Annotated in this window: 29 protein-coding genes; 13 read left to right on the forward strand and 16 right to left on the reverse strand. The window is 66.1% G+C overall.

The features are described 5' to 3' along the window. Positions 1 to 49: 49 nt before the first annotated feature. The 9 genes from CSC74_RS08450 to CSC74_RS08485 form a co-directional block, all read right to left on the reverse strand. The gene (locus CSC74_RS08450) at positions 50 to 427 is read right to left on the reverse strand and encodes a response regulator (RefSeq protein WP_162314003.1); all 378 of its coding nucleotides are present in this window, start codon (positions 425 to 427) and stop codon (positions 50 to 52) included. After that, complete coding sequence (locus CSC74_RS08455; RefSeq protein ID WP_162314004.1) at positions 424 to 1,563, reverse strand: PAS domain-containing sensor histidine kinase; 1,140 nt, start codon at positions 1,561 to 1,563, stop codon at positions 424 to 426. Before CSC74_RS08455 ends, CSC74_RS08450 begins: the two co-directional genes overlap by 4 nt. 155 nt (positions 1,564 to 1,718) lie before the next feature. Beyond that, positions 1,719 to 2,717, reverse strand: coding sequence for a DUF2272 domain-containing protein (locus CSC74_RS08460; RefSeq protein WP_162314005.1), 999 nt, complete (start codon positions 2,715 to 2,717; stop codon positions 1,719 to 1,721). 72 nt (positions 2,718 to 2,789) lie between these two features. Next, positions 2,790 to 3,827, reverse strand: a complete 1,038-nt coding sequence (locus CSC74_RS08465; RefSeq protein WP_162314006.1) for a saccharopine dehydrogenase family protein — start codon at positions 3,825 to 3,827, stop codon at positions 2,790 to 2,792. Continuing rightward, positions 3,815 to 4,825, reverse strand: a complete 1,011-nt coding sequence (locus tag CSC74_RS08470) for an alpha/beta fold hydrolase (protein WP_246193072.1) — start codon at positions 4,823 to 4,825, stop codon at positions 3,815 to 3,817. The genes CSC74_RS08465 and CSC74_RS08470 overlap by 13 nt, the downstream gene beginning before the upstream one ends. Positions 4,826 to 4,830: 5 nt before the next feature. After that, the gene (locus CSC74_RS08475; protein WP_162314007.1) at positions 4,831 to 5,688 is read right to left on the reverse strand and encodes an alpha/beta fold hydrolase; all 858 of its coding nucleotides are present in this window, start codon (positions 5,686 to 5,688) and stop codon (positions 4,831 to 4,833) included. A 3-nt stretch (positions 5,689 to 5,691) separates the two neighbouring features. Beyond that, positions 5,692 to 5,853 (reverse strand): hypothetical protein, encoded by a 162-nt coding sequence (locus tag CSC74_RS17415; protein WP_170865784.1) that lies wholly within the window; start codon positions 5,851 to 5,853, stop codon positions 5,692 to 5,694. 411 nt (positions 5,854 to 6,264) lie between these two features. Further along, positions 6,265 to 7,095 carry a helix-turn-helix domain-containing protein gene (locus tag CSC74_RS08480; protein WP_162314008.1) on the reverse strand — a complete coding sequence of 277 codons (831 nt, stop codon included), beginning with the start codon at positions 7,093 to 7,095 and terminating at the stop codon, positions 6,265 to 6,267. A gap of 224 nt (positions 7,096 to 7,319) precedes the next feature. Next, positions 7,320 to 7,514 carry a DUF3606 domain-containing protein gene (locus CSC74_RS08485; protein WP_162314009.1) on the reverse strand — a complete coding sequence of 65 codons (195 nt, stop codon included), beginning with the start codon at positions 7,512 to 7,514 and terminating at the stop codon, positions 7,320 to 7,322. A gap of 485 nt (positions 7,515 to 7,999) precedes the next feature. Between CSC74_RS08485 and CSC74_RS08490 the strand changes: the two genes are divergently transcribed. Continuing rightward, a complete protein-coding gene (locus tag CSC74_RS08490) occupies positions 8,000 to 8,311 on the forward strand; it encodes a hypothetical protein (protein ID WP_162314010.1) in 312 nt (103 codons plus the stop codon). 198 nt (positions 8,312 to 8,509) lie between these two features. On the opposite strand, the gene CSC74_RS08495 is transcribed toward CSC74_RS08490, so the two are convergent. Then, the gene (locus tag CSC74_RS08495; RefSeq protein ID WP_162314011.1) at positions 8,510 to 9,361 is read right to left on the reverse strand and encodes a dimethylarginine dimethylaminohydrolase family protein; all 852 of its coding nucleotides are present in this window, start codon (positions 9,359 to 9,361) and stop codon (positions 8,510 to 8,512) included. Positions 9,362 to 9,688: 327 nt separating this feature from the next. On the opposite strand from CSC74_RS08495, the gene CSC74_RS08500 reads away from it, so the two are divergent. Together CSC74_RS08500 and CSC74_RS08505 are read left to right on the forward strand one after the other, a co-directional pair. Continuing rightward, complete coding sequence (locus tag CSC74_RS08500) at positions 9,689 to 10,078, forward strand: BlaI/MecI/CopY family transcriptional regulator (RefSeq protein ID WP_162314012.1); 390 nt, start codon at positions 9,689 to 9,691, stop codon at positions 10,076 to 10,078. A 3-nt stretch (positions 10,079 to 10,081) separates the two neighbouring features. Next, a complete protein-coding gene (locus CSC74_RS08505; RefSeq protein ID WP_162314013.1) occupies positions 10,082 to 11,995 on the forward strand; it encodes a M56 family metallopeptidase in 1,914 nt (637 codons plus the stop codon). A 299-nt stretch (positions 11,996 to 12,294) separates the two neighbouring features. On the opposite strand, the gene CSC74_RS08510 is transcribed toward CSC74_RS08505, so the two are convergent. Continuing rightward, complete coding sequence (locus tag CSC74_RS08510) at positions 12,295 to 12,621, reverse strand: hypothetical protein (protein ID WP_162314014.1); 327 nt, start codon at positions 12,619 to 12,621, stop codon at positions 12,295 to 12,297. A 139-nt stretch (positions 12,622 to 12,760) separates the two neighbouring features. Here CSC74_RS08510 and CSC74_RS08515 point away from each other — a divergent pair, with 139 nt between their 5' ends. After that, the gene (locus CSC74_RS08515) at positions 12,761 to 14,065 is read left to right on the forward strand and encodes a metal-dependent hydrolase family protein (protein WP_162314015.1); all 1,305 of its coding nucleotides are present in this window, start codon (positions 12,761 to 12,763) and stop codon (positions 14,063 to 14,065) included. Between the two features lie 192 nt (positions 14,066 to 14,257). Here CSC74_RS08515 and CSC74_RS08520 read toward each other — a convergent pair whose 3' ends face one another. After that, a complete protein-coding gene (locus CSC74_RS08520; protein ID WP_162314016.1) occupies positions 14,258 to 15,214 on the reverse strand; it encodes a helix-turn-helix transcriptional regulator in 957 nt (318 codons plus the stop codon). A 144-nt stretch (positions 15,215 to 15,358) separates the two neighbouring features. Then, positions 15,359 to 15,886, reverse strand: coding sequence for a helix-turn-helix domain-containing protein (locus CSC74_RS08525; RefSeq protein WP_162314017.1), 528 nt, complete (start codon positions 15,884 to 15,886; stop codon positions 15,359 to 15,361). Between the two features lie 222 nt (positions 15,887 to 16,108). On the opposite strand from CSC74_RS08525, the gene CSC74_RS08530 reads away from it, so the two are divergent. The 9 genes from CSC74_RS08530 to CSC74_RS08570 all read left to right on the forward strand — a co-directional run bounded on the left by CSC74_RS08530 (position 16,109) and on the right by CSC74_RS08570 (position 21,764). Beyond that, positions 16,109 to 16,819, forward strand: coding sequence for an alpha/beta fold hydrolase (locus CSC74_RS08530; protein ID WP_162314018.1), 711 nt, complete (start codon positions 16,109 to 16,111; stop codon positions 16,817 to 16,819). Between the two features lie 132 nt (positions 16,820 to 16,951). Next, positions 16,952 to 17,872, forward strand: a complete 921-nt coding sequence (locus tag CSC74_RS08535) for an alpha/beta fold hydrolase (protein WP_162314019.1) — start codon at positions 16,952 to 16,954, stop codon at positions 17,870 to 17,872. Between the two features lie 15 nt (positions 17,873 to 17,887). Next, complete coding sequence (locus CSC74_RS08540) at positions 17,888 to 18,370, forward strand: cupin domain-containing protein (protein WP_211369593.1); 483 nt, start codon at positions 17,888 to 17,890, stop codon at positions 18,368 to 18,370. 3 nt (positions 18,371 to 18,373) lie between these two features. Continuing rightward, complete coding sequence (locus CSC74_RS08545) at positions 18,374 to 18,985, forward strand: hydrolase (protein WP_162314020.1); 612 nt, start codon at positions 18,374 to 18,376, stop codon at positions 18,983 to 18,985. Positions 18,986 to 19,181: 196 nt separating this feature from the next. Then, a complete protein-coding gene (locus CSC74_RS08550) occupies positions 19,182 to 19,832 on the forward strand; it encodes a glutathione S-transferase family protein (protein ID WP_162314021.1) in 651 nt (216 codons plus the stop codon). Positions 19,833 to 20,042: 210 nt separating this feature from the next. Continuing rightward, positions 20,043 to 20,498: an SRPBCC family protein gene (locus tag CSC74_RS08555; RefSeq protein WP_162314022.1), complete on the forward strand. Its 456-nt coding sequence runs from the start codon at positions 20,043 to 20,045 to the stop codon at positions 20,496 to 20,498. Positions 20,499 to 20,506: 8 nt separating this feature from the next. After that, positions 20,507 to 20,836 (forward strand): ArsR/SmtB family transcription factor, encoded by a 330-nt coding sequence (locus tag CSC74_RS08560; protein WP_162314023.1) that lies wholly within the window; start codon positions 20,507 to 20,509, stop codon positions 20,834 to 20,836. Beyond that, positions 20,823 to 21,245 (forward strand): GFA family protein, encoded by a 423-nt coding sequence (locus tag CSC74_RS08565; protein ID WP_162314024.1) that lies wholly within the window; start codon positions 20,823 to 20,825, stop codon positions 21,243 to 21,245. Before CSC74_RS08560 ends, CSC74_RS08565 begins: the two co-directional genes overlap by 14 nt. 51 nt (positions 21,246 to 21,296) lie before the next feature. Continuing rightward, positions 21,297 to 21,764, forward strand: a complete 468-nt coding sequence (locus tag CSC74_RS08570; RefSeq protein ID WP_162314025.1) for an SRPBCC family protein — start codon at positions 21,297 to 21,299, stop codon at positions 21,762 to 21,764. 101 nt (positions 21,765 to 21,865) lie between these two features. Here the strand turns inward: CSC74_RS08570 and CSC74_RS08575 are convergent, their stop codons facing one another. The 3 genes from CSC74_RS08575 to CSC74_RS17655 form a co-directional block, all read right to left on the reverse strand. Continuing rightward, positions 21,866 to 22,207 (reverse strand): hypothetical protein, encoded by a 342-nt coding sequence (locus tag CSC74_RS08575; protein WP_162314026.1) that lies wholly within the window; start codon positions 22,205 to 22,207, stop codon positions 21,866 to 21,868. 248 nt (positions 22,208 to 22,455) lie between these two features. After that, complete coding sequence (gene mddA, locus CSC74_RS08580) at positions 22,456 to 23,244, reverse strand: methanethiol S-methyltransferase (RefSeq protein WP_162314027.1); 789 nt, start codon at positions 23,242 to 23,244, stop codon at positions 22,456 to 22,458. Between the two features lie 378 nt (positions 23,245 to 23,622). Then, positions 23,623 to 24,672, reverse strand: a complete 1,050-nt coding sequence (locus tag CSC74_RS17655; protein ID WP_211369595.1) for an alpha/beta fold hydrolase — start codon at positions 24,670 to 24,672, stop codon at positions 23,623 to 23,625. Between the last annotated feature and the right edge of the window lie 30 nt (positions 24,673 to 24,702).

The following is a 24,702-nucleotide window of genomic DNA, read 5'->3' on the forward strand; positions in this document are numbered from 1 at the left end:
GGGCAGGGCGCGCCCATCGGCGCCATGATCAATGCGCCGTTCGCGGCGCTTACCGTATCTCGGACAGACTGCTGCTCAGGTCCTTCAGCAGGCCCGTGAGCTGGGTGATGCGGTACGGCTTGGGCAGGAACGCCACGCCGGCGGGAAGCGGCGGCAACTGCGCCCTGGCGAAACCCGAAGTCAGGATGATCCGTGTCTCGGGCCGCAGCACCGCGGCGACGGCGGCCATGTCGATGCCCGACATCCCGTGTGGCATGGCAATATCGCTGAAGATGAAGTCGAACGGCCTGGTCCTCAGCGAGGCGATGGCCTCCTGTCCATCGCTGACGACGGTCACGTCGTAGCGCAAGTCCTGCAGGACACCGCCGACCAGATCGCGAAGGTCGTGTTCGTCCTCCACGAACAGGATCGAAGGCATGGCGCTCATCGGGCAAGCGCCGGCAGGCACAGGCTGACCACCGTGCCCGCGCCGACCTCGCTATCCAGGATCGCGAATCCCCCCGACTGCGCAGCGAAGCCGAAGACCTGGCTCAGGCCCAGGCCGCTGCCCTTGCCGATTTCCTTGGTGGTATAGAAGGGCTCGGACGCGCGCGCGCTGACGTCAGCGGACATGCCCTCCCCGTTGTCGGAGATGGAAATGCAGACGTAATCGCGCGATGGCGCTTCGGGCGCCTCGGGAGGCGCGCGGTGCACCAGCCGTGTGCCGAGGGCGATGGTGCCTCCCTTGGGCATCGCGTCGCGGCTGTTGGTCACCAGGTTGAGGATAGCGGCCTCGAATTGGCCAGTATCCACTTCGACCGCGGCAAGGCGCTCGTTCAAGGTTTCCTGGAACTCGATGGTCGGCCCGCAGGCGCGACGGTAGATCTCCATCGAGCGTCCCAGCAGGTCGTTGATGTCATGCCGTTCGGGGGCCAGGGTCTGGCCGCGGGCGAAGGCCAGCAACTGTCGCGTCAACAAGGCGCCGCGATCCGATGCCCGTGACGCCGCTTCGACCAGCTCCAGCGTGCGCAGGTCGGCGCAGGGTCGGACACTGATGAGATCCAGGCTGTTGATGATGACGGTCAGCAGGTTGTTGAAGTCGTGCGCCAGTCCGAAGGTCAGCTTTCCTATCGCTTCGATCTTCTGCGACTGGGCCAGCGCTTCCTGGGCCGCCTGCAAGCGCTGCTGCGTCTCATGGCGTTCGGTGATGTCGCGCGTGATCTTGGCGAAGCCCGTGAGCTTGCCTTCCTGCCGGATCGGATCGATGACCACGCTGGCCCAGAAGCGGGTGCCGTCCTTGCGCAGGCGCCAGCCCTCGGCCTCGTACCTGCCTTCGGCACGGGCCATGCGCAGACCACGGGCGGGTTCACCGCGGGCCACATCTTCGGGCGTGTAGAAACGGGAAAAATGCTGGCCGATGATCTGCTCGCTGGAGTAACCCTTGATGCGTTGGCCGCCTGGATTCCAACTCTGGATATACCCTTCGGCGTCCAGCATGTAGATCGCATAGTCGGTGACGCTCTGGATAAGCAGCGCCAACTGGCGTGTATCGTCTTCCAGTGCGCTTTGCGCTGTGCGGGACATCGACCCTTGATCAGCCAATGGTTTCATCGACACTCCGTGGATCGGATGATTCTAGGGGCGCCGTTGTTAATCGAGTGTGCCCTTGATCCGCGCCGCGGAGGTTTTCGCTCGCAGCTGCGCAATCGGAAGAAACAGCGGTGCGTCGGGTCGCTGCGCTAAGGAGTACCGGCTTGCGGACAGCGCGGCACGCCCGAGCCGACCACGCAGTTGATGCAGCAGGTCGGCGCTGAGGGCGCCTGGGGCATGACCGAAGTCGCGGGCGGCACGGCGCCGGGCAACTGCGCCAGTGCGGCCGGGGATTTCAGTTTCAACAACACCGCCCAGTCCTGGCGGTTGAAATTGCACGCCTCCGCGTTGTCCGGCGAACACGGCGCTCCGCTGTCCATGCGCTGCGGCAGGCTCCAGAATTCGCCGTTCCGGTTCAGCGGCAGCAGGCGCATGGCCACGCCCTGTTGCACATTGCCGCCGACCAGGTAGGCGGTGCTGTCGTTGCCCGGGTTGGCCGCGACCACGATTTCGCAGTGCATGTTGAGGCCGCCATCGCGCTGGACCACGCCCAGCAGGCCCGCATAGCCGAGCGCAGTCTGCGCTCCACGCACGTAACACAGCAGGTCGCCGGTCGCCGGCCGGGCATGGGTCGGATCGAGATACTGGTAGGCATTGGTCTCGGTGCGCTGGTAAGCCGCGCGTACGTAGTCGATGTGGCTGGCCGAGGCGCGGAACCCGGGCAGGCGGGCCCTGCCCATCACCCACGAGATGAAAGCCGCGGACCAGGCGTTGTCGATGATGAAGGCACGGCACCCGGCCGAGGGACGGAGGTCGCTGCCGGCGTAGGCGCATTCGCCCGCGCCGGCGGAGCCGCCCATCTGCCGCAGCAGGCCGCTTTCCTGCCAGTAGCCGGCGACGCGGCGCCAGGCCTGGCTGTAGCCGTCGCCGAGCAGGCTGGTTTCGGCTTCCATCACTCCGCCATTGGCGAGCCGCCCGTTGCGGTCGATGAAGGGCCGGTACCAGATCATGTATTCGTTGCAGGCGACGGCGGCCACGCGGGTGGCCGGATCGGCCGAGGACAGCTGGCTGCGCAGCGTGGGGCAGATGTCGGCGGCATGGGCCGTGCTTGTCGCCAGCAGCGCGAGCGCCAGGATCCAGATGCGCATCGGTGGACTCCATGAAGTGGCCGGACCGGCGCACGGGACCGATCATGCCATCCCGTGGGCGACATCGCGGCGTCAGTCGAGCTCGATGGCGATGTCTTCGGCCTTCAGCGACGCCAGGAAATCGCGCGCATCGAAGCCTTGGCCGGCGGAAGCGACTCCCGTCGTTTCGCACGACCCGGTCACCAGGCGCACCGCCGCTTCCACCACCAGCGGCGCGGTGACTGCGTAGATGTCGCGTCCATGGGCCACCGCGCGGCGCCGCTCGCCGCCCTTGCGCACCACCACATCGGCCAGGAATTTCTGCGAAGAGCGCCCGCTTGCGTCCACCGGTGTCGGCGGTGGTGTATCCGGATCGCGCAGGTCCTTGAGCGGTTCCAGGTTCATGTAGGCGTGGATCTCGGGCGAGCGCAGATGCCGCGATATCGTGATGATCTCGGACAGTGGCAGACCGACAACCTCCTGCGCTCCAAAGGGCGCCGGAAAATCCCAGCGGCGCATCGGCGGCGGATCGGCGATGGCTTGCAGGCGGTTGCCGGAAACCACCAGGCGCTTGGCGGTGTTGCGTGCGCCGGTCAGGCGCGTGCCCCGCGTAGGCAACCAGCTGTCCAGGGCGATGGCGATGCGTATTTCATCCGCTTCCGTCCAATCGCCCATCGCCGCGGTGGCCAGCAGGTCGCCGAGCCCGCCGTAGAAAGCCATCGCCGGGATCACCGCAATGCCGGCATCACGCGCGGCCGTGGAGAATCTTTCGAAAGTCGCGATCACGGCTCCCTGTTCCGCAGCCAGGTCCAGGTAGTGGATGCGCGCGCGCAACGCGGCTTCGATCAGCGCCGGCGCGGTGTCGAGGAACGGGCCCGCGCAATTGATCACCGCGGCCGCGCCGGCGAGCGCGCGGTCCAGCGCATCCGGGTCGTCGATCGAGGCAACCCGCAGCTGCAATCCCGGATGCGATGCGCCGAGAGTCGCGAGCTTCTCCGGATCGCGTCCGCACAGGATCGGCGTCGACCCGCGACGGCGCAATTCGGAAACCACGAACCGCCCGGTGTGGCCGTAGGCGCCGAAGACGGCGATGGGTTGGCCCGCAACGGAGTCCTGCTTCAGATGCGCCATAACTTCCGCGCCTCCTCGGCGATCAGGTCGGGGAATTCCTCGGGGAAGAACAATTTCGCGCCCTGCACACGCCGCACGCCGCGCGAATCGGCCAGGGTCCGCTCCAGGTAGATGGGACTTGCGGGAGAGAAAATCGTGTCGCCGGTGCCCCAGACGATGCGCGCCGGCACGTCGTTGCGGGCGAGCGCCGCTTCGACGCCGGCCAGGACGTTGCTGTCCAGCGCCACGGCGTAGGCGTGGGTCCGCACCGGATCGCGCACCAGCGGTCCCAGGTACATGTCGATGGTTTCGTCGGCGAGCTTCGCCGGGAAGGTGAAGGTCATTCCGCCGAGTCCCTGCGGCGAACGCGCCAGCGCCTTGTCGGCCAGCCAAGGGGCCAGCCACTGGGTCACGAACTGCCCGTCGCGGGCGAGCTCGATGACCGGCTTCAGCGCCGGGGGCGGGCAGTCGATCTCGGTGTCGCAGTTGGTCAGCAGCAGGCTGCGCACGCGCTGCGGATAACGCGCCAGGAACAACTGGGCGACCGCGCCGCCGCTGTCGTTGGCGACCAGGTCGGCGCGATCGATGGACAACTCATCCATCAGCGCCGCGAGCATCCCGACCTGTGCGGCCGGCGCCACGTCCTGGCCTGCGGCGACCTCGGTGTAGCCCAGTCCGAGGAAATCGGGAGCGATGCAGCGCCGGTGCGGCGACAGCCGCTCCAGCGCGCCGCGCCACTGGAAACCGTTCAATGGGAATCCATGCAGGAACAACGCGGCATCGCCCGTGCCGCGTTCGACCATCGCGATCCGGCCGAAAGGCGTCGCCACGAACTTGCGCGCAGCGTGGAAGGCGGCCGCATCCAGCGCTCCGCTTTCTGTCGTCGTAGTCGCCTCGATGGAGGCCCGCGCGATTCCCGGCAGGATGCCGGAAACCGCACCGAAGGCGGCCAGTCCGGCTGTCATGCGCATGAACTGCCGGCGATGCATCTTCGCTTCAGTACCAGAATGGAAGGTCATGCCGGTCATCCGCCGACCGCCAGCCAGTGCGTGCGAAGTTCCCGGTTGAATTCCGCGGCGCGTTCCTCGGGGAAGAAGATCCGCGCGCCCTCCAGTTCCACGCGCCGCCGCACGCCGGAGATCGCCTCGGCCAGCCAATGCGACCACTGCACGCCGAAGTAGATATCGTCCGTGCCCCAGACGATCAGCGTCGGCGCCTGCAATGCCCGAAGTTGCGGTTCGATCGCCAGAGTGTGGCTGCAGTCGAAGGCGCCGAGGAAACGCTGCAGGTCGCGTGTGCGCTGTTCGCTGCTCACGAGCGGGCGCAGGTAGGTCTCGATGGTCTCGTCCGCGAGCTGTTGCGGGTGTTCGTAAGCCGGTCCCAGCGCCTCGGCCGAGCGGTAGAAATCCTTGTCCGCCAGCATCGCCTCCAGCGCGCCGCGCAGGCCGCCGGCCGCGGCCATGGCGAGGAAGGGCTTGAACGCTTCCGGCGGCCAGTTGTCGTGGGTGTCGCAGTCGGTGAGGGTGAGGCTGCGCACGCGCCCGGGATTCGACGCCGCGAAGATCTGGGCGATGCCGCCGCCGCTGTCGTTGCCGACCAGGTCCACCTGGTCGATCCGCAATGCGTCGAGGAACTCCCGCAGCATCTGCGCATTCGCGGTCACCGATACATCCTGTCCGGGTGCGATTTCCGTATCGCCATGGGCGAGCAGATCCACGGCGATGCAGCGGCGCAGGTCGGAAAGTTCCGCCAACTGGTGCCGCCACAAATGTCCGTTGAGCAGCACGCCATGCACGAACAGGGCGGCCGGGCCGTCACCGGCCTCGGTATAGCTGATGCGGCCCGAGGGGGTGACGACGCTGTGTCGGGTGGTCGGACTCATCGCTCACGCCCTGCCGGGCTTGTCACCCGAAGTCGCGGCGTGGGCTTCACGCAGCGACTGCGCGCATTCCTCGCAGCACACTTCGACGGTCTTGCCGCCGATCTTCACCTGGATGGCATTGGCGTCCAGTTCGCAATCGCAAGCGGCGCAGGTTTTCTCGGTCATGATGGAATCTCCTGTGGGGCCCGACGTCCGGGCGAACACAGGAGAACATTCCGCAATCGCGGCCGCTGTCGGAATCTTTAGCGATCTGCAGGAAGCGGAAACCGGATCCGGAGTTGTTGCGATTGCCCCGGATCGCGTCCCTCTCCCCTTGCGGAGAGGGTGGCCGACAGGCCGGGAGAGGGGTCGCCGGAGCCAACTGGCGTTCCGATCTCATGACCGTGTCGAGTGCAGTTAACACAGGGGAAGCCGTACTCGATGCATTGCAGAATCCGGCAATTCATGGGCTCCGCCTTCCCCTCTCCCGCCCCCGACCAAAGCATTCGAGGGCAGGCTCTTCGGCACCCCCTCGCGCGAGGGGAGAGGGATGCGATCCGGAGCGTCCACACTGAAATCCGGATGACCTGAAAAACCTCAGCGTGGATTGACCGAGCGCCGGAATTCCGCCGGCGTGCGGCCATAGGCCTGGCGGAACGCGGAGCTGAAGTGGCTGTGGCTGGAAAAGCCCAGCTCCAGGCTCAATGCGGTGAGGTCGTCGTATTCGCCCAGCAGGTCCAGCGCATGCGCCAGGCGCAGGCGCAACTGATAGCGGTACAGCGGCATCGCTTCCACCTGCTGGAATACCTGGGTCAGGTACACCGGCGAGACCCCGACCTCCGCCGCGATCTCGGCCAGGGTCCAGCGCCGCGCCGGATCCGAAGACAGCACCAGCTTGGCCCGGTCCACCAGTTTCTGTCGCCCCGCGCTGGCGCCCGCCGCATGCGTGGTGCGCTCGCCGACCGCGCGCCGCACCAGGGTCAGCGCCAGGGTTTCCGCTTCCAGGGTTTCCGCGGTGCCGTTGTTGAGGCTGTGCCGCAGCATCGCCACCAGCGCCTGCGCGCGCGGGTCGATGCGCAGGCGTTGCCGGCGGAAGGCGAGCGCGCCGCCTTCGCGCACCTGCTCTTTCGGCGCCAGTTCGCGCAGCAGCGGCTCGCTGATCGCCAGCGACAGGCAGGCATCGCCGCCGCTCACCGGATGGCTGACGCTGTAGCTTTCCTCCGCGTTGAAGAACAGCACCTGGTTGGCTTCGGCCACCGCCTGTTCGCGGCCCAGGTGGCGCACGTAGACGCCGCGATAGGGGAATACCAGGTGGGTGGAACGCGAACATTCCTCGGCGCTCTTGTGCCGGCATGTGCCACGGCAGGCGACGTCGCGGAGGGCGATGGTCTGCGTTTCCAGGAGCAGTTGGACTGAGAGTTCCGACATGGGATTTTCGTGGTTCCCGAACCGGGCCTGCGACGTGGATTGGGAGGGTGGCGCTTGCGTCCGGAGCCTGCACGATACGCTATCGGAACATGCCATCGGAGCCGGGGACCGGGACGTCCAATATCAAGTTTTCGATCCATGCCGACCGGGCCCGTTCAAGCGATCCGCTTCGGCGGCACAGGCATGCACTGGCTGGGGAAACGCAGATCGCGCCTTTCGCTTCCTCAGGCAGTGACTTGCGCCTGGTATTTGACCCACGCCTCGACATGCACTGGAGAAGCGCCTACCGCGTCGATGGCCTGCCGCAGCTGGTTGAGGGAAATGCCCAGGTGCGTGGTCCAGTACTGCACTTCACGCGGTTCCCGCAATGAAATCCGACAGGCGTCCGGTGGAGGGGTGTCGTTGAAGCGGTCGTTCATGACGGCTCCGATGGTCGGCGGGGTGAAGGCCAGTCACGGAAAGGCTGGCAACCGGATCATCGGCAGGACTTCGTGAGGACAGTGTGCAGGAACGGGTCGGCGCGGGCCGCCGATGCGCTTCGGCCCTGGGTCGACTCCGCTGCCCGGTGGATTTCGTCACAGCGCCGTGCCTGCTCCGATGCGATCCTGCGCGCCTGCAGGCCCGTGTCCTGCCCGTTTCCAGGCCCGCGTTTGATAGGGCAAGACGGCCATGAACCGGGCCGTGCTGGCGGCAGGCGCGAAATGCGCAATTGCAGCGTGCCTTTCCGTGCTCGTGCAGGGAACGGTTCGGCATGGAATGAGGCAAGGGCCCCGGAAGGCGATCCACGAAGAATAGGAAATCGGTTGCGCAGGAAGCGCGTCGCCGGAACCGCCGGGAACAAGGGAACCTCGGCAAGCGCGGCTTGCGAGCCGCATCGCTGCCCCAAGGAAAAGCGGGTATCGCCATGAACATCGCCACGAACGACTTCAGCAGTTTCGCCGCCGGCGCGGAGCTCGCTCCGCTGACCGGCCTTTCGCTCCAGCACACCCGGCCGGGCGTGGCCCCGGCGGCGCCCAGCAACGAAGACCGCGCACGCGCCTTCCGCAATGCGCAGCCGGTGGCGCTGGCCAACCATTTCCACTGGCCGTTCCAACATTCCGCCGATGGACAAATCCCGGCGACCGGATCGGTTGCGATGGGCGACGAGGAGCCCGGTGCTTCGGTGCAGGAGAATAAGACAGGGAACCGCAGGCTCAGCCTGGTCCAGGCCGCCTAGGAAGGGTCTGTACAACCCGGGTTTTGTTGGTCATGACCCGACATTCGTCGGTTGAAAATCCCGCGCAAGCGGGAATCCAGCGCCTCTGGTTTTCAGAAAGGCGAAGTCACTGCGGTCGGCCTGCGACCGTTGAAGAACGATCCCTGCCCCCTCTACAGCATTCGAGGGCAGGCTCTTCGCGGGGATGACGGCGATTATTCAGGCCTTCCCTGGCGACCAGCTGGCCGCGTGCCGCCAGCGCAGCGACATGCACGACAGGCCGGCATCGATCCTGCCGATTTCCGTGGTTTCGACGGGGACGACCCGGTAACCAAGCCCGTCGAGCATCGCGATGGTTTTCGGGAAACCCGCGGCGACCAGGACCACGTCGTTGACCCGCAGCGCATTGGCGGCCGCTTCCTCGCCGTCGGGCACGAGGATCTGGCGGAAACCGTCGAACACGCCCGACCGCGCCAGGCGCCGGGTGCTGAGTACGCTGTCCTCGTCGAGCAGCGAACAATCGGTCTTGAAGTGCAGCACCCCGGCGGGCGTCTCGACGATCGTTCCCGTGCGTCCCAGTTGGCCGAGGCACGCGAGCAACGCTTCGGCACCGACGCGATCGGTGCGTGCGGACAGGCCGATCATCACGCCCTTCGGTGTCAGCAGCACGTCACCGCCTTCGGCGTGGGCGGCGGATGGCAGTTCGAGCACGGTGCCGAACATCTCGCGCAGGACCGGTGCGATTTCCGCCACTTCGCCGGCGCGCGGGGCGGCGCCGGGATGTAGCAGGATCGCGCCTTCGGCGAACACCAGCGCCGGGTCTTCCACGAACAGCGAATCGGGGAACGCCTCGAGCGGAGGCAACACCGTCACCTCGACCCCGGCGGCACGCAATGCGGCGACATAGGCGTCGTGTTCGCGAACCACTCCGTCGTAGGAAGGATCGCCGCGGTCATCGGCACGCAGGCCGTGGACCACCGAGCGGGCCGGGGTGCGGACCAGTGCCGAATCGAAGCGGAACACGCTTGATGGAAACGTACCCGGTGGCAGCGTGGCAGGAGGGACGGACATCCTTCACTTCCTTTGCGAGGAACAGATCCTGGAAGGCAGCTTAGGCAGGTTGGCGATCGCGCGCCATGGCCCGCAGCCAGGCTGCTGCGGGCATCTTCTCCACGGAGATGGTCATCGCCGTAGGAGCGTCCATGGGCGCGAGCCTTTCGTCACGCATCCAGGATCCCACCGAAGAGCTCGCGCCCATGGGCGCTCCTACGGGGAGCCCATTTGTTTCCAGCCTCCCGTCTCCTTGCCCCGGCCATGACTTCCGACCTGTTGACTACATCTGTAGTCATGTGCATGATGACTACAGGTGTAGTCACAGGCGATCACGAGGAGCGGGTTATGCGACGCAAGACCATAGGCGACCAGGAACTGGCCCTGCTGCAATACATCGCCGGGCAGGGCGACGCGTCGGTGGGCGAGGTCGCCGCCGCCTTCGGCGAAGCGCGCGGGCTGGCCCGTTCCACCGTGCTGACCATGATGGAGCGCCTGCGCGCCAAGGCCTACCTCAAGCGCAAGCAGGTCGATGGCGGCGTGTACCGCTACACCACCACCGCGCAGCAGGACGTCGTGGTCCGCAACGCGGTCGGCAGCTTCGTGGAAAAAACCCTGCAGGGCTCGGTGTCGCCGTTCGTGGCGTGGATGTCGCAGCGCACCGAGGTCAGCGACGGCGAACTGGCCGAACTCGAGGCCCTGGTCGCCACCCTGCAATCCAAGCGCAAGGAGAGTTGAGCCATGGCCTTCGAACTGGTTTCCGAAATCCTGCTGCCCCGGCTGCTCGCGGCCACGGTGCAATCGACGCTGTTCGTGGTCGTGGTCTGGGCGCTGTGCAAGTCGCTGCCGCGCCTGTCGGCGGCCGCGCGCGCCGGCCTGTGGTGGCTGGTGGCGTTGCAACTGGTGGTCGGCGTGGTCTGGTCCAGTCCGCTGGCGTTGCCGTTGCTTCCCGCCGAAGTAGTGCAACAGGTCCAGGCCGCGCCCGTGCACGTCACGGTGTTGGCTTCCACGACTACCGACACTTTCGCTTCGCCGCCGGCCGCGCTGGCGCAGCCGGCACTGCGATGGTCGTGGTCGACCGCGCTCGCGGTGCTGTGGCTGCTGGGCCTGGTCTTCATGATCGCGCGCACCTTGCGCGGCTACCTGGCCACGCGACGCCTGCTGGACGAATCGCAGCCGTGCAAGGATGCGGTGCTGCTGGGCGCGTTGCGGCTCGCCGCCGAAGCGCACGGCCTGCGCGAACCGCCGCGCTTGCGCCTGTCGTCGGCGATAGATTCGCCGCAGCTGATCGGCCCGTGGCATCCGGTATTGCTGTTGCCGGCGACGCCCTCGCATTCGATGCACGCCGACGAACTGGACATGGCCCTGACCCACGAACTGGTCCACCTGCAACGCCACGACCTGTGGTGGGGCCTGCTGCCGGCCGCGGCCCAGCACCTGTTCTTCTTCCATCCGCTCGCGCACCTGGCCGCGCACGAATACGCCCTGGCCCGCGAGGCCGCCTGCGACGCCGCGGTGATCGCCGGCAACCGCCATTGCGCGCACGACTACGGACGCCTGCTGGTCCGCCTGGGCGTCGCCCCCAGACCCAGCGCCGGCCTGGCCAGCGCTTCGCCCACCTTCCGCATCCTCAAGAGGAGACTGGTCATGTTGCAGAACACCGCTTCCACCCCACGCGTCGTCGCCGTGTTGCTCACCGTAGCCGTGGCCGCGCTGGGCGTCATGCCGTATCGCATCGTCGCCGCCACGCACGCGGGCACGGCCGCACCGGTGGCGCAACACGGCACGTCCACGCCCAAGGTCGGCGTGCCGGCCGAACTGGCGCCGCTGGCGGAAACCACCGAGCTGACCGCGCTTGCCGAACCGGGCGCGCCGGTAGCAGCGACGGCCCCGGTGGCCGCTGTTTCCCTTGGATCGTCCGCTTACGAAATGCCACCGCCGCCGCCGCCGCCGGCTCCCGCTGCGCCGAAGCCCGCACCCCCCGCAGCGCCCACGCGGAGCACCGTGCCCGCGCCGCCGGCACCCGCTGCGGCGCCCACGCCAAGCGCGGTGCCCGCCCCCCCGGCACCCCCCGCGCCAGTAGTCATGGGCATGACCACCCGCGGCACCCTCACTCTCGCTTCCAACAACGACCAGGCTTACGTGCTGTTGCAGAGAAACCACAGCCTGATGAACGGTTCGATGCTCGACATGGCCGAAGCGCGGCGCCAGCAGCGCAACGGCGAGGAGCTGTTGTGGTTCCGCAAGGGCAGGGCGAGTTACGTGGTCCGCGACCCGGCCGTGCTGGCACGCATGCACTCGGCCTTCGAGGAAACCAGCGCGCTCGCCGATGCCCAGGGCAAGCTCGGCGACCGCCAGGGCGAACTCGGCGAACAGCAGGGCAAGCTCGGCGAACGCCAGGGCGCCATCGGCATGCAGCAGGCCGAACTCGCCATCGGCAAGGCGCAGTCGGAACGCCAGGCCGCACTGGCCGCGCAACAACGCGGCATGGCCGAACAGGCGCAGTTCCTCGCCGAACGCCAGGCGGTGATGGCACGCGAACAGGCAAAGCTCGCCGCCAAGCAGGCCGCCGCCAGCGCCCGCACCGCCCGCGAAGTGAAGAAGCTGATCGAAGAAGCCCTGGCCAAGGGCATCGCCCAGCCCACCAAGAGCTAAGCGCAACGCAGGACCGACGTAGGAGCGACGTAAGTCGCGAAGGGTTTTGATCCAAAGCGTCAAGTCGCGACTCACGTCGCTCCTACGTGCAACTCACCTTCGCGCCTCACACCTGCTGCTTACCCCGCACGCCAATCGCCATCCGGATTCGTAGGAGCGACGCAAGTCGCGAAATCGAGGAGCCCTACCGCCCGCAATATCCGCTACTCCAGAATCCCCCGCGGATCCGTGCATCACGCGCCAGACGGCATGCGGCTTTCGCGACTTGCGTCGCTCCTGCAGCCCTTCCCCTACGCGCCTTACACCTGCTGCTTGCCGCCACACGCCATGCACTTCCGGTAGTCGCCTTTCGGACCATGATGCAACCGGCCCAGCGGGCCTTCGCAGCCGCGGCAACGCGCGGTCTTGCCGCTCTTCCAACGCCACAGGCGCAGGGTCGAGATCAGTCCGGCGACCAGCGCGGCCAGCAAGGCGAACGGCGGGATCCACTTGGCGTAGGGCACCAGCCCGTTGAGCGAGGCGCTGTGGTTGAACAGCGAGGTCCACAGCATCGCCAGCACCGCCAGCGCCAATGCGATCAGCGCGGGCAGGTAAGCGCGCACCACCATCCAGCCGTATCGATTCATCACACGTCGCCCTTGTGGATCCTGTTTCCCCGAGTGGTGCCAGCCTAGCGGTTCGCAAGGCCTACCGGATGGGCCACAGTTTCCCAGGCAAGCAATCGGCATACACTCCGCGCTCACGCCGAGCTTGGGGAAGACCTGCATGAACCTCCGTACCGCCGCGCTTGCGGCCGGCTTGTCGCTGGCCTTCCCCCCCCCCGCGCAGCCCCCCGCCGCCACGCCGGCACCCGCCACCACCGTGCTCAAGGCCGCGCACCTGTTCGACGGGCGCAGCGGCAACCTCAGCTCGCCGGGCCTGGTGGTGGTGCAGGGAAGCAAGATCATCGCGGTCGGCGCCAACGCCGCCATCCCCGCCGACGCCAGGGTCATCGACCTGGGCGACGCCACCCTGGTGCCGGGCTACATCGACGCGCACACGCATATCTCCTACGACCACGACGACGACTGGGCCCAGGGTTTCTACGAAGGCATGCTGCGTTTCCCGGTGGAGCAGTCGTTCCATGCCGGGCGCAACGCGGAGGTGACGTTGCTGTCCGGGGTGACCAGTGCGCGCGAAGTGGGCGCCGGCGATTTCGTCGACGTGGCCCTGCGCAACGCGATCAACGCCGGCCTCACCGAAGGCCCGCGCCTGCTGGTCGCCGGCCACGCGCTGGGTTCCACCGGCGGCCATTGCGACAGTTCACCGTTCCCGCCGGATCGGGTCGCCCCGTCCGGTCCGCTGCAAGGGGTGTGCAACGGACCGGAGGAATGCCGCCTGGCTGCGCGCCTGCAGATGAAGTACGGCGCCGACGTGATCAAGATCTGCGCCTCGGGCGGGGTGCTGTCGGAATCCGATCCGGTCGACGTGCCGCAGCTCACGCCGGCCGAACTCGCCGCGATCGTGTCCGAGGCGCACAACTGGAACCGCAAGGTCGCCGCGCACAGCCATGGCGACGTGGCGGCGAAGCAGGCGGTGGAAGCGGGGGTGGATTCGATCGAGCACGGCAGTTTCCTGACCACGTCGACGCTGCAGTTGATGAAGCAGAAGGGCGTGTACCTGGTACCGACGCGGCTGGCGCTGGTGTGGACGGTGGGCCACGCCGATGGCTATCCGCCGAAGATCGGGGCCAAGGCGCGCGCGGCCGGCGCTTCGCACGATGCGATGTTCAAGAACGCGTTGAAGATCGGGGTGCCGATCGCCTTCGGCACCGACGCGGCGGTGTCGCCGCACGGGATCAACGCGCAGGAATTCGGCGACATGGTCGACTTGGGCATGACGCCGTCGGCGGCCCTGCTGAGCAGCAGCCAGGGTTCGGCGAAGTTGCTGGGCATCGATGGCGAAACCGGGACGCTGGAAGCGGGCAAGTTCGCCGACATCGTGGCGGTGCCGGGGGATGTGCTGCAGGACATCCGGGCTACGGAGAAGCCGATGTTGGTGATGAAGCAAGGGGCGATCGTGAGACCCTGACTAGTTCTTCAGGATCGTAGGATGGGTCGAGCGCAGCGACACCCATCACGCGTGACACCCAACGTCGCCATGGACTTTGCGAAACAGGCGTATCGGCTTGAGGCTCTGTCGCTTCGAACAGGAAGAGCGATGGGTGTCGCTGCGCTCGACCCATCCTACGGGGCCCGATCAAAGGCGCCGGGGGTGGGGCGGCTAAACCGGCCTGCGTGCCTGGACCGGAGTGCGTCCACAAAGGCGTCGATAGACCCGGGCGAAATGGGAGGGGTCCGAGAAACCCGCGCGGCGGCCGATTTCACCGGTGGTCAGGCGACGGAACAACGGTGACTCCAGCATCCGCGTGGCCAGTTCCACCCGGGCCGTCATCAGCGAGGCACCGAAGGTCTGCTGGCAGGAGGCGAGTCCCCGATGCAGGGTCCGGGTGGAAATTCCCAATGCATCGGCCACGTCCTGTGCGCAGAGGGAAAACTCGGTACAGCGCTGGGTGATGACCTCCTCGATTCGATCACGAAGCGCCCGGCCCGCTGGCGTTGAGCTTCGGATGCCGGAAAATTCATTGGCATACAGGGCGAACAGGGCGCCCACGTGGTCGGCAATGACGCTGTGAGGCAAGGGCGCTGCGACCACGAAGTCGGGTGTCAGCTGGGAGACGAAGGCAGTCAGCGCCTTGCCCCACGCACCATCGAATGCAATGGGTCGTCCGACAACCACATCGGTATCGGGAATCCATCGCGTCAGCCATTCCTCCGGCAGCTTCAGGTGCACGTTCTCGAACGGATCGAGAAAATCGAGCCGATAGCCATATCTCGAGTCCAGCAGCACACCATCGCCCTTTCGCAGAGGCAGGCGTTCGCGGTGGTCGACGCGCCAGGCCGACCCGGTATTGATGATCAGGTGGAAATTGCGCCCCGTGCTCCGGGCGATGTCGCCCTTGTCGCGGATGCAATCGTGGGCCGCACCGCGCCCATGGATCAGCGAGATCGGGCCCAGCTCGGTCGATTCGATATCCGCCTCGAACGAACCCACGACCCGCTTGGTTATTCCCATCGGATCGACGGCCGAACTGAGCACGGACGCGTAGTAGTCCATCTGCTGCCTCTCGGGGACATCGCGCGTTGTCCAGTAGTGGATCTGCGGATGTTGGGCGTTCATGAGTCAGCACTCCTTCCCGCCCATCGCGGCATGCGAATGCGCGTGGACCATTTGCAGCCGGCAGCTTGGGGAGCAGACATGGGCACTCCGTTCGAAGTCGGAACTACGTACCAGGATCCCCCCTGCACTGTAGTCCTGCCGGTTTCAGGCCACAACGCCGGTTTGGGCTTTCCTGTCGTTTGGCTCGAAACTTTCCCGCCTCAGCTCGCGAGGGGTCTGTCCCGTGGCCCGCACGATCAGGCGACTGAAATGGCTCTGGTCGTGGAACCCGGCTTCCAGCGCGATTTGCGACAGCGACCGGTTTGTTCCCTGGATCAGCATCGTGGCCCGTTCGACCCGGCGATTCATCAGGTAGCGATGGGGCGGCATTCCGGTGCTTTGCTTGAAGGCCCGGGCGAAATGGCAGTCGGACAGGCCCGCCATCGAGGCCAGGTCGTGGAGCGAGATCGAATTCGAAAGCTCCCTTTCGATGTATTCGCTGATCCTGCGCAGCGTGCCTGCAGGAAGCCCCCCGCGGGTCCGGGGCACCCGCATTGCGGACGCCGCCGCCCACCACGGCCCTTGGCCGGAGACCAGATAGAGCCTGGCGCGGGTCCAGTCCGGAAGGAAATCAGGCAGCGCTTCGGCAAGCCGCTTCGTCACATCGGTCACGTTGCCGGAAGAGTTGTCCATTGCCGCTGTCCGTTGAACGCTCGCGAAGAGGATGGACAGCCCGGCGCAACGCGAATGGATCCGGCGCGCCATGGATATCGCGCGGTCCGGCCGCTGCGCGCCACGAGGCCTTGGCGGCGAAGATCCATGTCAAAGGCGGGCCAGTTGCCGCAAGCCCGTGCCATTTTTTCGCTGTCCGGTGCGGCAGGCTGATCGAACCCGCCTTGCTTCACCGGAGAACCCATGGCTACCCAGTCGCAAAAGGTACCGGTCGTCACCGTCATTCTGGTCCACGGCGCGTGGGCGGACGGGTCGTCCTGGAATGAGGTCATTGCGCGACTCCAGGCTGAAGGAATACCGGTGGTATCGGTACAGAATCCGTTGAGTTCGCTTGCCGACGATGTCGCCGCCGTGCAGCGCGCGATGGAACTGGTGGACGGGCCCGTGGTCCTGGTCGGCCACTCCTGGGGCGGCACGGTCATCACCCAGGCCGGCGCCTCCGGACGCGTTCGCGCCCTGGTCTACATAGCGGCGTTCGCGCCCGACCGGAACGAATCCACGAACTCGCTTCAGGCGCGCCATCCGGTTCCGGAATACGCCGCATTGCTGCGCGCGGACTCCGCGGGCTACCTGCATTTCCCCGCGGACGCGCTGCCGCATTACTTCGCGCAGGACCTGCCCGCGGCCAATGCCATGGTGCTGGCCGCTACCCAGGGGCCGATCCGTGCAAGCGCGTTCGACGATGCGGTGACGGAGGCCGCCTGGCACGAAATTCCCTCGTGGTACCTGGTGACCGACCATGACCGGATGATCTCGCCGCAGTTGCAGCGCGAGATGGCGCAACGGATCGGGGCACGCACCAGGGAAGTGCCGGCCAGCCATGTGCCATTCGCTTCGCGTCCCAAAGAGACCACGGCCATCATTCTCGAAGCAGTCGCCGAGGTCGCGCGATGAAGTCCATGGCTGCGTGCTGCGCGCAATGGACATCCGTTGCAACGTTGCCCGCTATTGCGTCCTTCCCTCCTTGACAGCGACGAAGCATTGCATCGCTGTGACAACACAGTCGTCCGACACCGGAGAAATCTCATGACCCGATTACTGATTGCCTGCCTGGCCCTGTTGCTGTCCGCTGCGCCGGCGGTTGCCCAGGTCCAGCCTTTCCCCAAGGATTTCCGCATCCAGGAAATCGACAGCAATGGAACCACGATCCACACGCGCATCGGCGGACATGGCCCGGCCGTGGTGCTGTTGCATGGCTACGGCGAGACCGGAGACATGTGGGCACCGCTTGCTGCGGCGCTGCAGAAGGATCACACGGTGATCGTTCCCGACCTGCGCGGCATGGGCCTGTCGGCGCGACCTGCGTCCGGTTATGAGAAGAAGGTGCAGGGCCAGGACATCGCCGGCGTGCTGGATGCGCTGAAGATCGATCGCACCGTGCTGGTCACCCACGACATCGGCAACATGGTGGGCTACGCCTTTGCCGCGCAGTACCCGCAACGGGTGACACGCTTCGTGCTTATGGATGCGCCACTGCCTGGCATCGGCCCCTGGGACGAGATCCTACGCAATCCGCTCCTCTGGCACTTCTCGTTCGGCGGCCCGGATGCCGAGCGCCTGGTCGCCGGTCGTGAACGCATCTACCTGGACCGGTTCTGGAACGAGTTTTCCGCCACCCCGAGCCGCTTCAGCGAAGCCTCGCGCCAGCACTATGCCGCGCTCTATGCCCAGCCTGGCGCCATGCATGCCGGGTTCGCCCAATTCGCCGCGTTCCGCCAGGACGCCGTGGACAACCAGGCGTTCCTGACGCAGGGCGGCAAACTGACGATGCCTGTGCTGGCTATCGGCGGCGAGAAGTCGTTCGGCTCGACCATGGCGACGGTCATGCGCTTCGCTGCGTCCGATGTGCACGAAGCGGTGATCGCGGACGCCGGGCATTGGCTGATGGAAGAACAGCCGGATGCCACCGTCGCCGTGGTGGTCGAGTTCATCGATCCACAATCCTGATCGCCGGAGGCAACCATGATTCGTTCGATTGCACTCCCGATTGTTGTGGTCCTGCTGTCGCTTGCCGCCGACTGCATGGCGGGCGATGCGTCGCAGCGCCGGCTGACTGCCGACGAAATATCGAAGCTTGAAGAAACCGGTGCCGGTCCAGGCACCTCCGGGATGACGGGAATACGCGCCACGGTCCTGTCCGGGGATCCAGCGAAGCCGGGTCTGTACACGATCCGCCTATTCGTGCCGGGCAACATGCGCATCGAAGCGCACGTCCACCGCGATGAACGCTCCGCCGTGGTCGTCTCCGGCCACTGGTCGATCGGCTACGGCGACCGCTTCGATGCCTCCGCATTGAAAGTCCTGCCGCCCGGGAGTTTTTACACCGAGCCCGGGGAAATGCCGCATTTCGCAAGCACAGGCGCCGAGCCCGTCGTGGTCTACATCAGCGGAGTCGGCCCGACCGACACCCGTTTCCAGCATCAATCGACAGGCAACCAGGAGTAAGCAATGGCGTCTTTCGCAACCGTTCGCGATCCACTTAACGATCACCTGCTCACGCCGCAGAATGCCGCGCTGGTGATCATCGACTTCCAGCCAGTGCAGGTTTCGTCGATTGCATCGCGACCGAAACGCGAGCTGGTCGCCAACATCATCGCGCTCGCCCGCATCGGCAAGCTCTACGGGTTGCCGGTCGTGCTCTCCACGGTCAACGTGGACACCGGCCGCAACCAGCCCACCATCCACCAGATCACAGAGGTGCTTGCCGGCGTCGAGCCGATCGATCGCACCTCGATCAATGCCTGGGAGGACGAGGATTTCGTGAGAGCCGTGAAAGCCACGGGCCGCGGGAAGCTGGTCATGGCCGCGCTGTGGACCGAGGTTTGCCTCGTGCATCCCGCGCTCGACGCGATCAGGGAGGGCTTCGAAGTGTATCCGGTGATCGATTGCGTCGGCGGCACCTCGCCCGAAGCGCATGAGCTTGGCGTGCAGCGTCTCGTCCAGGCGGGCGCCAAGCCGGTGGGCTGGGTGCAGCTCATCTGCGAATTGCAACGCGACTGGAACCGCGAGAAGACCACCGCTGGATTCGCGGACATCCTTTTCGCAGTCGAAGGCCACTGATCCGGCGTCGGCAAAACCCATGAGGCGGAATCCAGGGCGATTCCGCCTCATGTCCCATTGAGCTCAGGTTGGTTCCGCTGCGCGTAGTGTCGAATCGCGCCGCGGTCGTTCGTCGTTCGAGTGAAGGCAAGGCAACACGCCCTTGCGCAAACTCGGCGACGCGCGCTGGCGTCATCCCATCCCCTGGAGCCCTCCCATGATCCCCACCCTCACCGCCTTCGAAAGCTCGCCCGACAAGGGCAGGGGACTGGCGCGCGACATGCGCGTGCGCTGGGCGCTGGAGGAAACGGGCCAGGCTTACCACGTGCGCCTGCTGTCGTTCGCCGAAATGAAGCAACCCGCGCATCTTGCGCAGAATCCCTTCGGCCAGATCCCGACCTACCAGGAGGGCGACCTGGTCCTGTTCGAATCGGGCGCGATCCTCCTGCATCTCGCCGAGCGCCATGCGGGCCTGCTGCCGGACCAGGCCGATGCGCGGTCGCGCGCGATCGCCTGGATGTTCGCCGCGCTCAACACGGTGGAACCACCCATCGTCGAGCGTTCGATGATGACCCTGCTGGAGCGCGGCGAGACCTGGTACACGCAGCGCCTGGCTGCCGTCGACGAGCGCCTGCGCAAGCGGCTGGGCGAGCTTTCCAGGCGCCTCGGCGATGCCGACTGGCTCGACGGCGCATTCAGCGCGGGCGATCTGCTGATGGTGTCGGTACTGCTCAGGTCGAAGAGCTCGGGGATCCTCGACGAATATCCGAACCTCTGCGCCTATCTCGCCCGCGGCGAGGCGCGGCCCGCCTACCAACGTGCGTTCGCCGCCCAGCGGGCGGTTTTCACCGGTGCGGCGGCTGGCTGACAAGGCCGCCCTCGGCAGGCCTTGGTCGCGAGCGTTTTTGTAGGAGCGACGTAGGAGCGACGTAAGTCGCGAAGCAGAGTGGGCGTGCGGTTGAGTTGGGAAATCGCGACTTACGTCGCTCCTACGGGCAGGTGCCACTTGACATGCAAGTAAATGCTTGCATATCATTCGCCCCACGGTGATTCCGCTGCATCCGTGAGGAGAAGGGCAATGGCAGACATCCTGCATCGGGTCGGCATCAAGGCGTCCGCGGACGCGGTCTACCAGGCACTGGCCACCCGCGACGGCCTGGCCGGCTGGTGGACCGACGACACCCGCGGCGAAAGCAAGGTGGGCGGCACGCTCGTCTTCCGCTTCAGCAACGACGGCCAGGACATGGGCGGCTTCCAGATGAGGGTGCTGGAGCTGGATCCGGCCAGGCGCGTGCGCTGGCAGGTGGTCGATGGGCCCGAGGAATGGATCGACACCCGGGTCGGCTTCGAACTCAAGCAGGAAGACGACTATTGCATCGTCCTGTTCAAGCACCAGGACTGGAAGGAGCCGGTGGAATTCATGCACCACTGCAGCACCAAGTGGGCGATCTTCCTGATGAGCCTGAAGTCGCTGGTGGAAACCGGCAAGGGCGCGCCCAGCCCCGGCGACGTCAAGATCGACAACTGGAACTGAAGCCCGCCTTGGACGCCGACAAAGTCTTCAAGGCCCTGGCCGACCCGGGCCGCCGGCGCCTGCTCGACCTGCTGCACCAGGACAACGGACAAACGCTTTCCGCGCTGTGCCTGCACATGGACATGTCGCGCCAGGCCGTGACCCAGCACCTGCAACAACTCGAGGGAGCCGATCTGGTCGCCGTCGTCTGGCAAGGACGGGAAAAGCTCCACTACCTCAACCCGGTGCCGCTGCACGAGATCTACGCGCGCTGGATCGGAAAGTTCGAACGCGGCCGCCTCGATGCGCTGCACGACCTGAAGAAAAAACTGGAAGGTGACGACGATGGAAAAAAATAACGAGGCCTATACCGGCGGATGCGCCTGCGGCGCGATCCGTTATGAAATTCCTGCCGAACCGATCTTCATGAACCATTGCCAGTGCCGCGACTGCCAGCACAAGAGCGGCACCGGGCACGGCTCCTATCTGACCTTCCCGCGTGCAGGCATCAAGCTCACCGACCAAGCGGCGCACTGGGACCTGGTCGGCGACAGCGGCAACGTCAAGACCCGCGGCTTCTGCCCCACCTGCGGATCGCCGGTCACCCTGACCTTCGCGGCCATGCCCGAAGTTTTCACCGTGCACGCCGCGAGCCTGGACGATCCCGGCCGGTTCAAGCCGCAAGCGGTGACCTATGGCGTGCGTGGCCATGCCTGGGACCGCCTCGATCCCGCGTTGCCGAAATTCGAGACGATGCCGCCGGGTTGAGCCGCGGAAGCAACGAACGCAACCTCAAGAACAAACCGGAAGGAGATGGAGATGAAAAAGCCCGATTACGTCTATGTAACCTACATCGCGAGCACGCCGGAGAAAGTCTGGCAGGCGTTGCACGACGTGGACCTGATGCGCGAGTGGTGGGTCGATCCGAAGGCCGGCAGCGCCCGCGTCAACGTGTCGGACTGGAAGCCGGGTTCGCGCTGGGAGCACACCCGCGTCGACGGATCGAACATCGTCGACATCGTCGGCACGGTGGTCGAGAACACCCCGCCCAGCCGCCTGGTATTCACCTGGGCCCGGCCGACCGAGGCCGAGGACGAATCGAAACATTCGCGCGTCGCCTTCGACATAGAAGCGTATGCCGACGGACTCGTCCGCCTGACCGTCACCCATGACGATCTCGCCGGCGATCCGAAGATGCTCGAAGGCATTTCCGGCGGCTGGCCGACGGTGCTTTCGAACCTCAAGACCTTCCTCGAGACCGGCCGCCCGTTGCCGCACACGGCATGACGTAGGGTGGGCCTTGGCCCACCACGCCCTGGATTCGCGATCATTCCGGACAAAGGCCGGTGGGCCGGGGCCCACCCTACAAGTTCATCGGGGCGATGGGCTCAATGGTGAGTGGATCTGCGGTCGCCGGCGTCCGGATCGGGGCATTCCGCGCCGATCGGATCGCTGGCATGCCGGGTCAGCTGGTAGCGTTCTTCCAGGCCGGCGTCTTCCAGGGTCTTGTTGATGAAATCCTGGAAATAGAGCCTGTCCTGGTCATCGCGGGCGTGGCGGAACAGGCTTTCCGCCTCGCCGCAGAACCAGCGCCAGAATTCGCTGCGCTCCCGATTCTCCCGCAGCATCCGCGGAACGTGCAGCTGCATCTCGTGGACCATGCGTTCCATCCAGGCGTGGTCCGCTTCGATGGTCGCCTCGTCGTTGAATTCCCTGCCGAAGATCTTCATGCCTCGATCATCGGCGCGGCCGGGTTACAGCGGCGTGGCGGCGATGCGCGATTCGATGCACGTCGCGGCAATGAATCCTTCACATCGCCATCAGGTGGTCAGATGGTCAGATGGCGATCGTAGGAGCGACGTCAGTCACGAAACCGGGCCTGTGGGATCGCGGCTGACGTCGCTCGCACAACTCCATTTCCTGGCATCTCCACCGACTCATTCTCTGTTTCGCGACCGACGTCGCTCCTGCGACGGAATCAACCGGGTTTGATCGCGTCCACCCGCTTCCTCGTAACCGTTTCCGATTCCACCGCCCGGCGCTTAGTCCATGGCAGCAGCATCGGCACCCGGCGCTGGTAGTCGCGATAGGTGTCGCCGTACAGCGCGACGAGGTCGCGTTCCTCCAGGAACTTCACCGCGACCACGATGTAGCCGGTGGTCATCAGCGCGAACAGCAGGTGGCCCAGGCTCATCGTCGGCGTGGCCCAGAACGCGATCAGGAAACCCAGCATCAGCGGATGGCGCACGATCCGGTAGAAGGCGCGGGTGACGAAGGGCTCGTCCATGGCCTGGCGCCGGCGCGCATGGAACCAGACCTGGCGCAGGCCGAACAGGTCGAAATGGTTGATCAGGAAGGTGCTCGACAACAGCAGCAACCAGCCCAGCGCCGACAGGCCATGCAACGCGGCGCGCGCGATTCCGTTTTCCACATTCCAGACCAGCGGCGATAACGGACGCCATTGCCAGAGCAGCAGGGCCAGAGCGAGGCTGCTGACCAGCACGTAGGTGCTGCGCTCGATCGGTTGCGGCACGAACTTCGTCCACCAGCGCTTGAACGCGGGGCGGGCCATGCCGCTGTGCTGGATCGCGAACAGGCCCAGCAATGCGAGATCGATGCCGAGCGCAACGGGGAAAGGCGCGGTCGCGCCATTGTCGATGTGCTTGGGTACGCCGGTGCCGGCGACGAAGGCGATGGCGTACAGGAACGTCGCCAGGAAAATCGAATAGCAGGCGACGCCGTAAAGCAGGGCAAGAATGCGGGACATGGTGCGGACCTCGAATGGCGGGGGCTACGGAGGAATCTCGACGAGCCGATTCTGCGCAGCCGGTCACGCCCAAGCCATGGGAACCTTGTCCCGGTTGCATCCGTTGCACGGCTTGCTGTGGGACAAATGTCCCGGGTCGGCTGGTTGTCGCTAATGCCCGCCGCTTTAAGGAATCTCCGAACAATTCGCTCTTGCTCGTCATGACCAGCCATTCGGCTGTTGAAAACCCCGCGAAGGCGGAAGTGCTTTTCAACGGCGCAAGCCGGTCAATCCAGTGATTTTGCTTGCAATGGCTTGAAGTCACTGGGTCCCCGCCCCCGACTACCGCATTCGAGGGCAGGCTCTTCGCGGGGATGACGATAGTTGTCCAGACCTTCCCTAACGCTGTCGCTGCGCCAGGACGATGGCTTCGGCGCGGCTGCGCACGCCCAGCTTGCGGTAAAGGTTGGAGAAATGGTTGCGCACGGTCTTCTCGGCGATGCCCAGGCGCCAGGCGATCCGCGCGTTATTGTGTCCTTCGCACAGCAGGCCCAGCAGCAGGCGTTCGCGCGCGGTCAGCGTGTCGGCGATCGCGCCTTCGACCGGTGCCTGTTGCCCGGTGAACTCCAGCACCGCCTGCTGGAACTGCTGCCAGGCCGGTTCGTGTTCCAGCAACACGTGGTTGTGCGAATCGAGTTCGACGAACGCCGCGCCCGGGATCCGCGCCGCCAGCAGCTTGCCCTGCGACAACGGCGCGACCTGGTCGTGGCTGGCATGCAGCACCAGCGTCGGCGTGCGTACCCGCGGCAGGTACTCGCGCACGTCGATGTCGCCGCGCGCGGCGAGCAGCGCGCTCGCGTTCTCGACCGAAGTCGTGCGCCGGCACAGTTCGTTGAACCAGTCCAATTGCGCCTGGGTGCCCTGCGGGGCGAAGCGCGAAGTGAACAGCTGGCGGAAGGCCGGGTTGTCGCTGCCCCAACCCAGGCGCACCACTTCCATCACCGCCTGGTACATCTCGCGCCGCGCCGGGTTGTCGCTCTTGTTGCCGCCGACCGCATAGCCGCCATAGAGGATCAGGTGCGACACGCGTTCGGGATGGCGCACGGCGTACATGATCGCGGTGGCCGCGCCCTGGCTGATGCCGAGCAGGGCGAAGGGCCGGTCGATGCCCGCGGCTTCGACCACGCATTCCAGGTCGTCGACCCATTGCGGCAGCGCCAGGCCTTCGACCTTCCAGCCGGACATGCCGCAGCCGCGTTCGTCATGGCGGACGTAGTGGAAATGTTCGCCGAAGAAACGGATCCAGTGCGCCCAGATCGGGCTCTCCAGGTCGTATTGCAGGTGGGTCAGCCAGGTCGCCGCCTTGACCAGCGGCATGCCGCGGCCGATCCCGGTCCAGGCCAGGTTGACCTGGTCGGAGGTGGCGACGTAGCGGATGCTTTGCTTCATCACGCGCTCTGCGGGGGATGCGCTCGAGGG

The organism is Pseudoxanthomonas yeongjuensis, from assembly GCF_010093345.1.
GTDB lineage: Bacteria > Pseudomonadota > Gammaproteobacteria > Xanthomonadales > Xanthomonadaceae > Pseudoxanthomonas_A > Pseudoxanthomonas_A yeongjuensis.